This window comes from Hyphococcus sp. D3-15, assembly GCF_055809375.1.
Map to the genome: position 1 here is coordinate 161,506 of NZ_CM147910.1, position 14,346 is coordinate 175,851.

Sequence of the window (14,346 nt, forward strand, 5' to 3'; positions counted from 1 at the left end):
CGCGGCGGCGACGACCTGTGACAGCGCAAGCTGGCGCATGGGAAGAGGCGGCGCGGATCTGTAGGACGCAATATGTCGGACATGGCGAAACGCAAATGCCGGCAGCCACGACCTGAATGTTGCGCCCGCAAGGTCTAGCGGTTGGGAATGGAGACGGTAACGGGTTCATTCAACAGTCGCACTGGAGAACATCTGAATTCTCACTGGATTGGGGTGTACTCTGGATTTTCCGCGAAAGCGGGAAGAAAGGGCGCCGCTTAAGCGGCGCCCTTTTTCTTTTGCCCCCTTGCCACACCCTTCCCCCCTCATTTTCCACAGAAAAGTTTCCTGGCCCCCTATCAAGCGCTGCGGCGAACATGTGTATTAGGCCGGGTCATGGCCCAAACAATCCGCATCCTTTTCGCGCTCTTAATCGCCGCCTTTCTTCTGATCGCCGGAAACGGACTGCAGGGCACCTTGCTGTCCGTACGCGGCAATCTGGAAGGCTTCTCGCTTGTTCTGATTGGCCTGTTGATGTCGGCGTATTTTGTCGGCTTCATCGCCGGCTGTCAGATCGCGCCCCATATGGTCAAGCGCGTGGGCCATATCCGCGCCTTCACCGCCCTTGCCTCAATCGCCTCGGCTGCGGCGCTGGCCTATGCACTGGCGGTCAATCCGGTGTTCTGGATCGCCCTGCGCATCATCACCGGTTTTGCGCTGGCCGGTCTCTATATGATCATCGAAAGCTGGATCAACGAGACCGCCCCCAATGAACGGCGCGGGCGCATCCTCGCAGTCTACCGGGTAGTCGACCTCACCGCCGCAACTTTGGGACAGGTGCTTCTGGCGACCGCAGACCCCGCCTCATTTGCACTCTTCGCGATTGTCTCGATCTTGATTTCCGTTGCGCTGGTACCGGTGGCGATGACCACCACCGCTCAGCCAAAACCGATTAGCTCAGCCAATCTGGATCTGAGGAAACTGTTTCGCATCTCGCCGCTCGCCGGCGTTGGCTGCTTATGCGTCGGCGCCGCTAATGGCGCCTTTTGGGCCGTCGGCGCAGTCTATGTGCAAAGGCTCGGCTATGATGTTCGCACAGCGGCCATTTTCATGACCACGGTGGTTATTGGCGGCGCCCTATCGCAATGGCCGCTGGGTCTTATTTCCGACCGGCTCGACCGCCGCCTTCTGATTATCTTCGTCGCAGCTGGTTGCTGCGCAGCGGGCGTCCTGATCGCCCTCACCGGCAATCATTCCGGACAGGCCTTGCTGTTCGGCGCTTTCGCTTTCGGGCTTACAGCAATGCCGATTTTCGGCCTGTGCGTTGCTCACGCCAATGACCGCGCCGAGCCCCATGAATATGTCACCCTCGCAGCGGGCTTGTTGATGCTTTATGGCGTCGGCGCAGTGCTGGGCCCGGTCATTGCGCCGCTGATCATGCAGGCCGCGGGCCCTCGGGCGCTATTTCTGCACAGTTCGGCGATTTACGGCGCTCTGGTCATTTTCGGCGTGTTCCGGGTTGTCTTGCGTGACCCCGCGCCGAAAGGCCGTCGCGAGGCCTTTGTCTCCGTCCCGCGCACCTCGCCGGGCGTTTTTGAAATGGATCCGCGCTCTGACCCGGAGCATGAAGATGAGACCTCAGAGCAAAGCGGCGCTACGCCCGCCGCGTAAAGCGTGCTACGTCTCCCTGCACAACATGCAAACGGGGCGGAAAATGAATATCCAATTGAAAATTTTTGCGGCGCTAGCAAGCGCGTCGATCTTGAGCGCCTGCGCGCAACACTCTGCGGAAGTGGGCGAAAGCGCTGCCGCATCACCGGCGCGCGCCGCCGTCGATGCCGTTTATGCAGGATTCGCCGCGGGCGATATTGAGCTTGCGGTCAGCACGATGAGCCCTGACATCGAATGGCGTGAAGCGGAAGGCAATCCGTATGCCGACAATAACCCCTATGTTGGACCTGACGCCGTCGTGGGCGGCCTGTTCGCGCGTCTCGGCGGCGAATGGGAAGGCTTCGCCGCGATACCCGAAGAGAGTGTCGCAGAAGGTGATCGCGTTGTCGTCTTCGGCCGTTATGGCGGCACATATCTCGCCACCGGCAAACAACAACACGCCCCGTTCGTTCATTCCTGGACAGTGAAAGACGGAAAGATTATCAGTTTCCAGCAATATACGGATACGGCGGCGATGGTCGCGGCGATGACCGCCGACGAAGACTAGTCGCGCAAATCAGCGGAAATGCTTGGACAGCTTTAAACCCTGTCCTTGATAGTTCGATTTGAGCCCGGCGCCATATAAACGCTCTGGCCGCGCGCCCATATGCTCATAAACAAGGCGCGCCACAAGCTGACCGTCTTCAAGCACGAAGGGCGCGTCGTGGCTTCTCACCTCGAGAACGCCGCGCGAGCCGTTGCGTCCGCCGCCATCCACACCGTCAGACCAGCCGAAACCGGGATCGAAAAACCCCGCATAGTGCACGCGAAACTCCCCAAGACCGGGGCTGATAGGCGTCATTTCCGCCGCATAGTCAGGCGGCACCGCAAGCGCTTCTTTTGAGGCGAGAATATAAAACTCATCCGGGTCGAGGATAATGAATCCAGAGGTCGGCGGCGCAATCGGCTCAAAGAAGTCGCGGCTATCAAGCGCGCCCACCTTGTCGACATCAATCAGGGCGGAATGGCGGCGCGCGCGCCAACCAATGCACTCGTCGTCGCCGGCGATGCAAACCGAAAGGCCGAGCCCGCCTGAAATATCTGCGACGCCATCGACCAATGCATTTTCATCATGCAGGCGGCGCAAGGCCGCGTCATCAAGCTGGCAGGCGCCCGCCTTGAGCCGGAGTTGATTGAGGCTCGACCCTTCCCGCGCCAAAATGGAAAAAGTCCGTGGACTGATTTCCGCATAGAGCGGGCCGTGGTAACCGGCGGGAATTTCATCAAAGGCCGCGCCGAAATCCGTCACCAGTCGAACAAACACATCAATGCGGCCGGTAGAACTCTTCGGATTGGCCGCGCCTTCAATACTGTCCGGCAGCGCCAGTTTTTCGTTTAGCTCCACCAGATAAACGCAGCCTCGCTCAAAGACGGCGCCGGCGGAGAGGTCAATCTCCTGCATAGCGAGACCGCTGGTCAGGCGAGCGGAGACAGTACGCGCGCGCGAGGGAAGAAACGACGCACGCACCCGCCATGCGCGAGAGGACAAAGTCAGATCGAGGCTTGCCGGCTGAAGCCGCGCGAGATCGGCGCCGCTGATGACATTCGTGTCGATCAGCGCAGCAATGTCTTGCGAGGCTAGAACGCCTTCCTTCAAACGCGTTGTCTCAACCATATCTGCTCGTTTGCCCGCCGCTGAAGATGATGGCAAGGGCTATTCACGGGCGCCGCGCCGCTGCTTTTCCCCGCCCCGTTGAATTTGCGCCAACGTCTGGCGCTCCCGCGCGATGCAGCCTAGATTGGCGAAAAAAGGGGACTGTAATGGAGTTGCAAGGCGGCGCGATGGCGAGGGGAGACCGCAGCAGCACGGCTTATGAACGCGTGACGCGCGGAATCCGCGTCAGCGTCAGCCCGACTTACCTCGAGGATCAGTCCGATCCCGATGAGCCCCGCTATGTCTGGGCCTATACGGTGCGAGATCAACAATGAATCGACCGTTCCGGTCCAACTGCGCACCCGCTATTGGCGGATCACCGATTCGCGCGGCCAGACCGATGTGGTCGCCGGCGACGGCGTGGTTGGCGAGCAGCCGGTGATTCGCCCCGGCGAAGGCTTTGAATATACATCCGGCGCGCCGCTGGCGACGCCTTCTGGCCTGATGGTCGGCGCCTATGGCATGGAGACGACGGAAGGCGAGTTGTTCGATGTGGACATTCCGGCCTTCTCCCTCGACAGCCCGCATGAATTGCGCCAAATCCACTAGAGCCCCCGCCACAGCGCAAAATCGACGGGCCGCGCTGAACGACGCCGCGATTCTGTGAAGCCATGCTGAATTTTCGTCCCGTCTTGCTGGTTACAGGCGCGCTTGTGACCGCGCTCGGCGTCTCCATGCTTATCCCCATGACGGCGGATCTTTTGTCGCCGGACGAAGTCCACCGCGCTGACTGGTCCGCCTTTGCAATTGGCGCGACCGCCGCAATCCTGATCGGCGGCGGTTCCGCGGCGGCGAGCTGGGGCCGCATCGAAAATGTGGGCATACGCGAAGGCTTTATGCTGACCGCCGGAAGCTGGCTGGCGCTGGTGATGTTCGCCGCCATCCCGCTGGCGCTTGGCGGCTTGCACCTTTCCTATGTCGATGCGTTTTTCGAAGCGATGTCCGGCATCACCACCACAGGATCCACCGTGGTGTCAGGTCTCGATGATGCGCCGCCAGGGGCGCTGTTGTGGCGTTCCATGCTGCAATGGTTCGGCGGGGTCGGCGTTATCATTATGGCGTTTGCTGTTTTGCCCGCCCTGAAGGTCGGCGGCATGCAGATTTTCAAAAATGAAGCCTGGGATACCTCAGAGAAATTCATCGCCAATGCGGCGCAATATTCTCTTGGCCTCAGCGCCATCTACGCATTTTTCACGGTGCTGTGCTTCCTTTGCCTTTGGGGCTTCGGGATGACGCCCTTTGACGCCGTCAATCATGCACTGACCGCCGTATCGACAGGCGGCTTTTCAACCAAAGACGCATCAATCGGCGCCTTCCTGACCGTCGGGCGCGGACCGATCGATATGGTCGTCACGGTGTTCATGATCATCGGCTCTTTGCCATTCGGCATCTTTCTGGCGGCGCTGACCCGCGGCGCCTGGAAACGTCTGTTTACGGACAGTCAAATCAGATTCTTCGCCGCGACGGTCGCGTTCCTCACCATCGTCATCATGATTGAAGTGTCGGAAGTCTATGCGCATCTCGGCTTGTTCACGGCCTTCCGCATGGCGATCTTCAATGTCGTTTCCGTGTTGACCGGCACGGGCTATGCGACAACGGACTATGATGATTGGGGCGCCTTCGCGATCGGGTTTTTCTTCTGCATCATGTTTATTGGCGGCTGCGCGGGATCGACCTCCTGCGGCATGAAGATTTTCCGCTTTCAGGTGGCGCTATCCGCTGTCGTTGTATACGCAAAACGCCTCGCCCACCCGAATGGCGTCTTCATCGCGCGCTATAACCACCGGCCGCTGACGGACGCTGTCTATGTGTCGGTGCTAAGCTTCTTTTTCGTATATTTCGCAACTTTTGCGACGCTTGCGGTCATCCTCGCCGGTCTCGGCCTCGACACGCTGACCGCTATCTCATCAGCGGGGACGGCGATCGCCAATGTCGGCCCCGGGCTTGGCGACATTGTCGGACCAGCGGGCAATTTCTCCAGCCTGCCCGATGCGGCGAAACTCGCAATGTCGGCCGGCATGATGCTCGGCCGGCTAGAGTTTTTCACCGTGCTTGTGTTGTTCTCACCCGCCTTCTGGCGCGGGTGATGCGAAGGCTATAGTTCGCGCGCATTGAATGTATCACAATCGCCCACATCACCGCCGCGATAGCCGAGCGTAAACCAACGCTGCCTTTGCGCGGATGTCCCGTGGGTGAAGCTTTCAGGCGTGACGCGCCGCCCGGCATTGCGCTGCAGCGTGTCATCGCCAATCGCAGCGGCGGCGCGCAACCCCTCTTCAATATCGCCGTCATCCAGGAAATCGCGATAACGCGCGGCGTGATGGGCCCAAACGCCCGCATAGCAATCAGCTTGCAACTCCATTCTGACTTGCAGGGCGTTCTGCGCGCTCTCGCCTTGGGCGCGTTGCTGGGCTGTGCGCACCTGCTTTGAGATTCCCGTCACGGTTTGAATGTGATGCCCGACCTCATGGGCGATAACATAGGCCGCAGCGAAATCACCCGGCGCGCCGAAGCGTTGCGCGAGCTCCTGGAAAAAGCTCGCATCGAGATATAGCTTCTGATCCGCCGGGCAATAAAACGGCCCCGACGCCGCAGACGCATGACCGCAGCCGGAAGCAACGCTGCCGGAAAACATTACAAGGGTAGGCTCTGGATAATCTGAGCCCGCATTCGAAAAGGTCTGCGACCACACATCTTCGGTTTCCGCGAGCACGGCGCGCACAAATTGCGATGTTTCATCGTCAACCGGCCCCGATTGCGCTGTAGAGGGTCCGCCGCCATCCAGCAGCCGCATCGGATTGACCCCGGCCATGTAAAGACCGACGCCAACCACCCCGACAACCAGCAAACCGCGAATCCCGAAACGGCCGATGATGAGACGCAGCAACATCACGGCGATGCCGGCGCCGCCGGCGGCGGCTGCGCCGCGGCGATCCTCAACATTGGTGCTCTGCCGCCGTCCCTGCCATTTCACCATAAAATTCGCCTTCCCGTTCGCGCGCCATTAACCCTATTGATACGGCGCCTACCCCGCAACGTCAGGCCTGTCGAGCCCGAAAAGCCGCGCGGCGCGGGGCCTTCGCAGGCGCGCCTTGACAGGGCCGGGCCCGCATAGGACGTTCGGCGCGCAATAGCGCGGGGACAAATCGGGGGGTTGTTTCATGTCCGGATCCGGTGACGCTGTAAGACTAGCTGCGGCGTTCATCACCGCCGCCCTTTTTGGCGCGGCCATCGCTTGGCCTCAAGGCGGCCCGCAACTCGTCGAACAAGCCGGCGCTTTCGCCGCCAAGACCGTGGCGAAGGCCGATGGCGCGCCTATGTCGGCCCGCGCCTGCGCCATTGGCGAGCCCGCTTTGACCGGCCCCTTCGCCCCGCTTGACGATATTCTTTCTGTTTCGCCGCTGGGCGGCGTCACCGCGCCGGGCGAGCTTTTGCCCGCGCCATATATCCGCCTCAACACCCGATCCGGCGAACAAGCCTTTGAACGGCGCCAGACGCGAGCCTTGGCCCCGGCGAAAGCCGACATTGTGGCAATTGAGCGCCGCGTGATGCGCGATGAATATGGCCGCGCCCAGAACCTGTCCTGGACAGTGCATTTCCGGTCCTGCGACGACATCTCGTTTTACTACGACCGGATAGACGAAATTGATGCAGGCCTGTTGCAGCGCGCCGGAGGACTTGTCGCCTTCACTGAATTTGGGACGTCCGATCACACTGCCGTTGAGACGCGTATCCGGGTCAATCCAGGCGACGTGATCGGGAAAAGCGATGGCTTTGATGTCGGCCTGCATGATCTCGCCGCAACGCCGGCGCCGCTCGCCCGCCCGGAACGCTACCGGATTGACAGTTTTGCCCGCGCCGAAGTGTTCGACGCCGCGCCAAGCCTGCTCGCAGCTATCAACACCGACGTCACGCGCGCACGCTGCGCCATCGACTATCTGCCGAAGGAAGAACAATCGGCATGGGTCGCGAAATTGGGCGATGCGTGGGGCATCCGCCGCGCGAAAGGCGACAATGCATGCCGCACAGCGCTTGTGGACACGCCCGGCGCCGCACAAGGAGCATGGTTCACGGACGCCACCCACAATGCCGCGACAACCAAAGTCAGCGCCATCGCGCTGTCGCCGGACTCAATCGATCCGGACCGGCTGATCTTCGCACTACATGGACGATTGCCGTCGCTGACGCCGCAAATGATCTTCGCCCCCAAAAGCCGCGTCGACGCGGCCAATGGCGCGGCGCAAACGCCCGTAAATGAATTCCTTTCCTTCACCAAAGGCGACGGGCGCATCAATACGCCCTTCGCCGATGTGAATGACGGCGCGGTTCACTGCTATCAACGCCTGAGAGCCAACTTCATCGGCCCCTTGATGACCGGCGTCGTTCTTTTGCAACGGATGGAAAACGACAAGGGGCTCGATCTGTTAAAGATCGAAGCGCGCGGAGATGTTTCCTCTTGTATTGATCTTGGCGAGCCGTGGACGTTTACCGGCAATGAAACCATATTTTACCGCTAGCGCGGACATCACGCATCGAAAATGAAAACGGCGGATCATATGATCCGCCGTTTTTACTTGGCCGGCGCATATCTCGCCGCCCGCAATACAAGCATCGTCAGGCGTTAGAAATTCACCCGGCCTTGAACCCACAAAGTGCGACCCTGACTGAAGAAGGAATAGTTCGACTTCGCGCCGAAGGTCGATCCGGCGAGCGGGGTGTCGCCGCCATATTGCAGAAACTGTTTGTCGGTCAGGTTCTTGCCAAGGAAAGCAAGCTGCCAGCCGCCATCTTGCGGTCCGAACGCGACCCGGGTGTTGATGGTCGCATATCCGTCCTGCACCAGCGCCGGATCGTAAGTCGACGAAGCGTCATATTTGGACGTGTAGAAAAGGTCGGTAACGCTGGAGATTTCATAATCACCCATGACCGGGAAATGAAAATCAGCCGTGGCAACGCCTTGGAATTTCGACACCAGCTGATTGGAATTTCCGGTGTATGAGCACAGCCCCGGGATCTCCGTTGAATCCGGCGTTTGCCCGAAATAGCACTGACCGTTTTCGAAATCAGTGAATTCGAAGTCGGTGTAAGCGGCAGCGCCGGACAATGTCAGATACTCACTGACGGCCCAGCGCCCATCGATCTCGAAGCCCATGATTTCCGCGGCGGCGGCGTTGCCCACGTTAAAGCCAAGCACACCGTCGAAGATTGAAATCTGCAAATCGTCGAACTTCGTCAAAAAGGCCGCGAAATTGACTTCTGCGGAGGAGCCAATCCCGAGCTTGCCGCCAATCTCGTAATTAGTGGCTTGCTCATCGCCAAACTGGAACGAGATCCGCGAGCGTTGTGTAAAAATTCTTGTTGTTTGCGCGGAAGTCGAAGCCGCCGGTCTTATAACCGCGCGCCCAACTCGCATAGAGCAGGAGGTCATCCGTCGCGTCGAAGACGAGCTTCACGTCGGGGGAAAAGCGTGTTTCCTCAAGCGAGCCGGCGACCGGGAGTTCACCCAACAAACCGAGCAGCCCCGTCGCAGGAACCGCAAGCTGGGGCGCCGGAGACAAGGAGAGCGCCGACAAATTGGTCGACGTGATGCCGAACAGATTGGCGTAGATGAGCGGCGCGGAGATTTGCGCCGTTGGCAAGGTGTTGAAGTCCAGATCGACAATCGAAAGCGAGCGGGTCCCGTCTTTCTTTTCATAGCTGAGACGGCCGCCAAGCTGCAGCTCAAGTCGGTCCATCGGACGGAAATTGACCTGTGCAAAGGCCGAGTACACATCGCCATCGGTGGTCGCGTCACGCGCCGCTTGCGTTCCCGACACCGCCAGACCGGCAGAGCTCATGGTGAGCGCATTGATCGCCGGAACGAGAATGGAATCAGTCGGCACGGCGATCTGATCGGAATAATCGTGATCGCTGGTTTGCCAGTAGAGCCCGGCGACGAAATCCCAACTGTCCCACACAGGCGACGTCACTCGCAGCTCCGACGTCCACTGCGTGTATTCTTCTTGCAGCAACGCCTCAAAAACCGACGCGCCAGTGAAGTCACAGTCACACAATTCGTCATATTTGAAGTTCTGATATGCCGACGTCGAACGAATTTCGAACCCATTGGCGTCCCAGGTCAGGTTCGCCACATAGGTTTGAGTTTCATTGTTGCTGAAATCGCCGTTTGAACTGCGCACGCCATCAAAAGAGGTGTTCAAAACGCTCGGGTCAGCGCCAAAGCCGCCAACGAGGATCTGGCCATAAGTAAGCCCGTTAAACGGTCCCGGCGCGACCGACGGGGTTTCGCCAATTACTTCGATGTGACGGCCGAGAACATCAAACTGTCCGACTTCCGCTTTTAACAGCGCCTGGAAATTGTCGGTGATGTCTGCTTCGATCTGGCCACGGATCATCCAGTCTTCACGTTGCGGCTCGGTGCGCCCCAGCGTCGCGTTGTCTACATAGCCGTCCGCATCACGATAGCGCCCGGCGAGGCGTCCTCGCACACGGTCGCTGATCGGACCAGAGACAGCGCCTTCAAGGATATATTCCTGATCGACAAACTCGTAGGACCCGGAAAAATAGCCTTCAAACTCTTCTGTCGGCTTGGCGGTGGTGATGTTTAAAGCGCCGGCGACTGCGTTCTTGCCAAACAGGATCGCCTGCGGCCCGCGCAGCACTTCGACCCGCTCCAGATCAAGGAATGGCGCACGGGTTTGTTGCGCGCGAGGATAGTGAACCCCGTCAATATAGGTAGCGACGGATTGCTCGAACGCCTGGTTGATGCCGGACCCGATGCCGCGAATGAACACATTCGTCGCGATCCCGGTCTCTGTCATGGTGAAGTTCGGAACCAGAAATTGCAGGTCTTCCGATTTTTGAATCGCCGCATCGGTCAGCTTTTCAGCCGGCACCGCTGAAATTGAAATCGGCGTGTCTTGCAGGCCCTTTGCGCGCGACTGTGCGGTCACGACGATCGTATCGAGCTGCGCCACCGCCGGTTCTGCGGCCATCAACACGGCGCCGCCAACCAGCGCCGAAGTTAGAAACAGTTTTTTTGCGAATACTGACTTCGCCATTATCAATCCTCCCTGGAAACGCCGCGTTTGTTGGGCGTTTTAGCTCTGTTGTTTTGTCGTTGTGGCTGTGTGTTCAGCCCTCTTCTTCTTATTTGCGCAGATATTACTGCGCATAAACGCCAAAAGCGATAACTCTGTTACAAAATCTACCCTGAGCATTAGATCAAGTTACGGCTGACTCTTTTTCGACACGCTGGCGCCAAGAATTGTTGCGTCGCAGCGTATTCAACGCAGCCGCAAAAGGGGTAAGAAGCCACCCGGGGGATCTGTAAAGATCAGGGCGGGCGTAAAGCGTGAGTAAAGGCGTAGAGGTGCTGAACTGGATCGATGCACTCCCAGCGGAAGTGCGCGATGAGGTTCTAAATGAAATGCAAAGCATGCGCGCCCCGGCCGGCGTCTTGCTTTATGAGCGGTACGCGCCGGCGCGCGGGCTATACAGGCTCACCAAGGGCCAGGTCCGGGTTTTTTCGCTTTCCCCGGACGGGAAAGAACTCCTGTTCAAAATTTATTCGCCGCTGGAAAATTTTGGCGACCTCGCGGTTATTGACGGAGAGCCCTATCCATTGTCGGCGGAGACGCTGACTGACTGTGAGTTGCTGTTTTTATCGCGAAGCAAATTGACCCGCTTGCGCAAGGCGCACCCGGAAATTGAAACCGCGCTGCTGGATTTTTTCGTCAAGATTTCGCGAAGCTCCCTCCTGTTCATGGAGGAAGTGACCATGTTCCCGCTGCCAGCGCGCATCGCTTCACGATTGTCGTTTCTGGCCTCAAGCGCCAAGGCGCGCGGCGAACCAATGTCCGACCTCAAAATCGCACAGAAAGACATCGGCGTCATGGTCGGCGCATCGCGACAGGCGGTGAACAAGGTCCTGGCGGAATTTCAAACGCTCGGCCTTGTGGAGACCCGCTATGGTTCGATCAGGATCACTGACGCTGAGGGCCTGAAGCGCCAATCTCTTCGCTATTCATCCGCACCGTCGACGCCGGAACCCGACGGCACTTAATCAGCGTTTTGTTGCGCTCACCACAGAGTAATACGGGCTTGTCTGCATAGCGCTGACATCAGCAAAGCCTGCGCCCTCCAGAATCGTCGTCAGCTCACGAAGCGTATATTGCTTTCCCTTGGTGCCGCGCAGCATCAGCATCGAAAAAGACGCCGTCGCCAAGGGGCCGTCTTCATTGTCGTTCATCAGCATTTCATGAAGAAAAATTCGCCCGCCGGAAGGCAACACATCATACGCCTTTTTTGAAAGCGTCGCATTTATCTCTTCATTCCAGTCATGGAAGATGTTTGAAAAGAACAGCGCGTCATAACCTTTTGGCCAGTCTTCGCGGAACATGTCTACGGCGATCGTATCAACACGGTCGCCGACGCCTGATTCGCTGATAAAGATTTCCTGCGCGGCGTCGCACATCGTATCGAGATCCATGACGCTCGCGCGCAGATCGCTATTTCGCTGCGCTGCTGCGATCGCAAAAACCCCAGAGCCGCCGCCCACATCGAGCAATTTTTGAACGCCCCGGAAAACGCCGGAACGCGCGGCGGCGACGGCTGCCGGCAGCGAATGCGCATGCATGAATTTGGCGATAAACGCCGCCGCGTCGGGCGTAATCTTTCCCGCTTCCCAACCATCGGAAGGGCGGTCGCGCACGCCGCCATCACCGCTCTTCAACAAATTGATCAGCTGCTCATGAATTGAAGAGCTGTTTTTGTAAGAGCTGAAAAGCGGGCCCCAATAATACTCGCTATCGCTGCGTAAATATGCGCGCGCAACGCTGGTCGGGTGGTAGACGCCGTCACGGCGCGCCGCCAGATTGAGTGCGCACAAGACCGACATGGTGACGCCTAGGGCGCGCCGGTTCAGCGACAAATCTTGCAATAATTCATCAAGCGTCATCGGGCGGGCGCAGAGAGCGTCGATAATGCCGAGCTCGTCCGCCGCTGTCGCCGCCGGCAAATAATGCATCGACAGCCACAAATCCCAGATCGCCTTGTCGTCTACATTCGGCGCTTCATATTGTCCGCTCACTGGCGCTCTCCCTGGTCGTCCATTGTTGTCAGCCAAAGCTTACTGCTCCGGCGGATTCGGAAAACGCCTGTTTAGGAATGGAAAACCAACCCGGCAGGGTTAGCGCTGCATGCTCAATCTTCGCACCAGTCGCCCCGGCCGCCTTGCACAGCCAACCCCGCCGCCGCCAATCCGCGTCCGAGATCGGCGCCGCCCGCTTCAATTCTGGCGACCACCCGGCCGGCATATTTGCCCCGCCTGATATCCGCCAGTTCCGCCTCGCCGCCGCTCAGAAATGTTTCGACGAATAGCTTCGCCTTCCTCGCCAGCGCGCGTTCGGCTTCGCATTTCGGACGGAACAATTCCGGCGCATCCACATCGGCGAGCCGGACGGAAACCAGTATCTCCTGATCGAGCCAGATAGCGACCCGCATTTTCACCGTATCGCCGTCAATCACCCGCTCGACCTGCCCGCGCGCAGGACCGCTAAAGCCCGCCCCCAGCGCAGGCCCGGAAAACCATAAAAGAAAAACAAACAACCATCGCATATACACGCATAAGTAGCATGTTTATTGTTTGTTCTCAATAATGGTTTTTTATTTAATTAGTATTTATATTGTTTTTTTACTTAATCTATACTTAGGAGACGACCCTGGCGCCGCTCAAGCGCACCCGGCTTAGTTGACGCCGGTAAAAACGAATTTCTGTACGCGGCGGCCGGTGTTCACCTCCGTCGTGTAGAGATTGCCGTCGCTATCCGCCTCGACGCTGTGCAGCCAGATAAACTCGCCGGGATAGCGGCCATTGCGCCCCACAGCCCCAAGAAATTCATAGGTCTTCGCATCGAGTATCCAGATCTGACCGTTCATCATGTCAGAGACATACATAAACGCCGCGTCGGGCGAAAACGCGACATCGGAAACCGTCCGTGTGCCGCCTGTCTCCGGCGCGAATACAATATCCTGAACAAAACTTGCCTCACCATCGCCCTTCGTTTCAAACACCTGCAAGCGATTATTGCGCCGGTCACAGACATAAATGCGACCGTCAGGACCGCGTACGATGCAGTGAACAATATCGCCAAATGTTTTCGATTCCGGGTCGGCGCCGCCATCGGTATTGCTTGACGCCTGCGACTGGTCAAACGAACCTTCGCGCGTCGCATTATCGGGCGAGGCGCCATAGACGCCCCAGTATCGAGTGAACTTTCCCGCTTCGTCAGAATCCGATAATGCGCTTGTTGATGTAACCGTCGGCGATGATGACCTCACCTGTCTCCTCGTCATGCGCAATATCTGCAGGATTTCCCAGCGTTTCGCGATCGTGATTGCCGCGGGTTTGGCCGCGCTCGCCGATGGCGCGAATGAATGCGCCGTCGGCTGTAAAATTCAACACCACATGATCGCCATCGCCATTGCCGCCGATCCAGACCGTATTTTCAGCATCAACATAAAGGCCATGAACATTGGACGGCCATTGACTGACGCCGTTGACCTCGGGCGCATGTTCGGGACCGCCCCATGCGCTCAAGAACGCGCCTTCCTGCGCGAATTTCATGACATGTGGCGCCGCCCGGCAGCACACTGCAATGGGCGGATTTTGATCGAGCCCTGTATCGGAAAAGCTGAGGGAGTTCGGCCGCTGCAAAATCCAGACATTGTCATCGCCGTCGACGGCAAGTCCCGGAATCTGGCCGAGGATCACATCGTCAGGCAGGTCCGGCCAGGCGGCGTCCGCCATGAAGCGCGGAATCGGACGGTCGGTGAATTGCTGGGTATGCACAGGAACCAGTCCGGCCGCCGCAGCGGACGCCGTCTCCGCACGCCCTTCGGAAACCGGATCGACGCATCCTGCGAGCGCGCCATAGGCCGCGAGCGCCGCCGCTTTCAAACCGCCTTGCCATTCCCGAAGCTGCATGTCGCACGCCCTTTCC

13 protein-coding genes and 1 pseudogene are annotated in these 14,346 nt (G+C 58.8%); 6 read left to right on the forward strand and 8 right to left on the reverse strand.

What is annotated here, in order from left to right; all coding sequences use genetic code 11:
• Positions 1-375 precede the first annotated feature (375 nt).
• Together AC0L8G_RS00795 and AC0L8G_RS00800 are read left to right on the forward strand one after the other, a co-directional pair.
• Entirely contained in the window at positions 376-1,650 is a 1,275-nt protein-coding gene (locus AC0L8G_RS00795) for an MFS transporter (RefSeq protein WP_473386089.1), read from the forward strand.
• A gap of 43 nt (positions 1,651-1,693) precedes the next feature.
• The gene (locus tag AC0L8G_RS00800) at positions 1,694-2,197 is read left to right on the forward strand and encodes a nuclear transport factor 2 family protein (RefSeq protein WP_473386090.1); all 504 of its coding nucleotides are present in this window, start codon (positions 1,694-1,696) and stop codon (positions 2,195-2,197) included.
• A gap of 9 nt (positions 2,198-2,206) precedes the next feature.
• On the opposite strand, the gene AC0L8G_RS00805 is transcribed toward AC0L8G_RS00800, so the two are convergent.
• Positions 2,207-3,304, reverse strand: coding sequence for a 2'-deoxycytidine 5'-triphosphate deaminase (locus AC0L8G_RS00805; protein WP_473386091.1), 1,098 nt, complete (start codon positions 3,302-3,304; stop codon positions 2,207-2,209).
• A gap of 167 nt (positions 3,305-3,471) precedes the next feature.
• Here AC0L8G_RS00805 and apaG point away from each other — a divergent pair.
• Positions 3,472-3,892: pseudogene (gene apaG / locus AC0L8G_RS00810) on the forward strand (Co2+/Mg2+ efflux protein ApaG).
• 62 nt (positions 3,893-3,954) lie between these two features.
• Entirely contained in the window at positions 3,955-5,430 is a 1,476-nt protein-coding gene (locus tag AC0L8G_RS00815; protein WP_473386092.1) for a TrkH family potassium uptake protein, read from the forward strand.
• Between the two features lie 8 nt (positions 5,431-5,438).
• Here the strand turns inward: AC0L8G_RS00815 and ypfJ are convergent, their stop codons facing one another.
• Positions 5,439-6,317, reverse strand: coding sequence for a KPN_02809 family neutral zinc metallopeptidase (gene ypfJ / locus AC0L8G_RS00820; RefSeq protein ID WP_473388924.1), 879 nt, complete (start codon positions 6,315-6,317; stop codon positions 5,439-5,441).
• A 187-nt stretch (positions 6,318-6,504) separates the two neighbouring features.
• Here ypfJ and AC0L8G_RS00825 point away from each other — a divergent pair, with 187 nt between their 5' ends.
• The gene (locus AC0L8G_RS00825; RefSeq protein WP_473386093.1) at positions 6,505-7,860 is read left to right on the forward strand and encodes a hypothetical protein; all 1,356 of its coding nucleotides are present in this window, start codon (positions 6,505-6,507) and stop codon (positions 7,858-7,860) included.
• A 104-nt stretch (positions 7,861-7,964) separates the two neighbouring features.
• Here the strand turns inward: AC0L8G_RS00825 and AC0L8G_RS00830 are convergent, their stop codons facing one another.
• Together AC0L8G_RS00830 and AC0L8G_RS00835 are read right to left on the reverse strand one after the other, a co-directional pair.
• A complete protein-coding gene (locus AC0L8G_RS00830; protein ID WP_473386094.1) occupies positions 7,965-8,579 on the reverse strand; it encodes a hypothetical protein in 615 nt (204 codons plus the stop codon).
• A 73-nt stretch (positions 8,580-8,652) separates the two neighbouring features.
• Positions 8,653-10,404, reverse strand: a complete 1,752-nt coding sequence (locus AC0L8G_RS00835) for a TonB-dependent receptor (protein WP_473386095.1) — start codon at positions 10,402-10,404, stop codon at positions 8,653-8,655.
• A 293-nt stretch (positions 10,405-10,697) separates the two neighbouring features.
• Between AC0L8G_RS00835 and AC0L8G_RS00840 the strand changes: the two genes are divergently transcribed.
• Positions 10,698-11,408, forward strand: coding sequence for a Crp/Fnr family transcriptional regulator (locus AC0L8G_RS00840; protein WP_473386096.1), 711 nt, complete (start codon positions 10,698-10,700; stop codon positions 11,406-11,408).
• On the opposite strand, the gene AC0L8G_RS00845 is transcribed toward AC0L8G_RS00840, so the two are convergent.
• The 4 genes from AC0L8G_RS00845 to AC0L8G_RS00860 all read right to left on the reverse strand — a co-directional run bounded on the left by AC0L8G_RS00845 (position 11,409) and on the right by AC0L8G_RS00860 (position 14,330).
• A complete protein-coding gene (locus AC0L8G_RS00845; RefSeq protein ID WP_473386097.1) occupies positions 11,409-12,434 on the reverse strand; it encodes a methyltransferase in 1,026 nt (341 codons plus the stop codon).
• A 113-nt stretch (positions 12,435-12,547) separates the two neighbouring features.
• Positions 12,548-12,961 carry a thermonuclease family protein gene (locus AC0L8G_RS00850; protein WP_473386098.1) on the reverse strand — a complete coding sequence of 138 codons (414 nt, stop codon included), beginning with the start codon at positions 12,959-12,961 and terminating at the stop codon, positions 12,548-12,550.
• Between the two features lie 129 nt (positions 12,962-13,090).
• The gene (locus AC0L8G_RS00855; protein WP_473386099.1) at positions 13,091-13,684 is read right to left on the reverse strand and encodes an NHL repeat-containing protein; all 594 of its coding nucleotides are present in this window, start codon (positions 13,682-13,684) and stop codon (positions 13,091-13,093) included.
• Complete coding sequence (locus AC0L8G_RS00860) at positions 13,632-14,330, reverse strand: NHL repeat-containing protein (protein ID WP_473386100.1); 699 nt, start codon at positions 14,328-14,330, stop codon at positions 13,632-13,634. Before AC0L8G_RS00860 ends, AC0L8G_RS00855 begins: the two co-directional genes overlap by 53 nt.
• Positions 14,331-14,346: the final 16 nt, after the last annotated feature.

What these genes read in the sequence shown, in the direction of transcription:
- AC0L8G_RS00795 (WP_473386089.1), top strand. Translation starts at nt 376, where the DNA reads ATGGCCCAAACAATCCGCATCCTTTTCGCGCTCTTAATCGCCGCCTTT.
- AC0L8G_RS00800 (WP_473386090.1), top strand. Translation starts at nt 1,694, where the DNA reads ATGAATATCCAATTGAAAATTTTTGCGGCGCTAGCAAGCGCGTCGATC.
- AC0L8G_RS00805 (WP_473386091.1), bottom strand. Translation starts at nt 3,304, where the DNA reads ATGGTTGAGACAACGCGTTTGAAGGAAGGCGTTCTAGCCTCGCAAGAC.
- AC0L8G_RS00815 (WP_473386092.1), top strand. Translation starts at nt 3,955, where the DNA reads ATGCTGAATTTTCGTCCCGTCTTGCTGGTTACAGGCGCGCTTGTGACC.
- AC0L8G_RS00825 (WP_473386093.1), top strand. Translation starts at nt 6,505, where the DNA reads ATGTCCGGATCCGGTGACGCTGTAAGACTAGCTGCGGCGTTCATCACC.
- AC0L8G_RS00835 (WP_473386095.1), bottom strand. Translation starts at nt 10,404, where the DNA reads ATGGCGAAGTCAGTATTCGCAAAAAAACTGTTTCTAACTTCGGCGCTG.
- AC0L8G_RS00850 (WP_473386098.1), bottom strand. Translation starts at nt 12,961, where the DNA reads ATGCGATGGTTGTTTGTTTTTCTTTTATGGTTTTCCGGGCCTGCGCTG.
- AC0L8G_RS00860 (WP_473386100.1), bottom strand. Translation starts at nt 14,330, where the DNA reads ATGCAGCTTCGGGAATGGCAAGGCGGTTTGAAAGCGGCGGCGCTCGCG.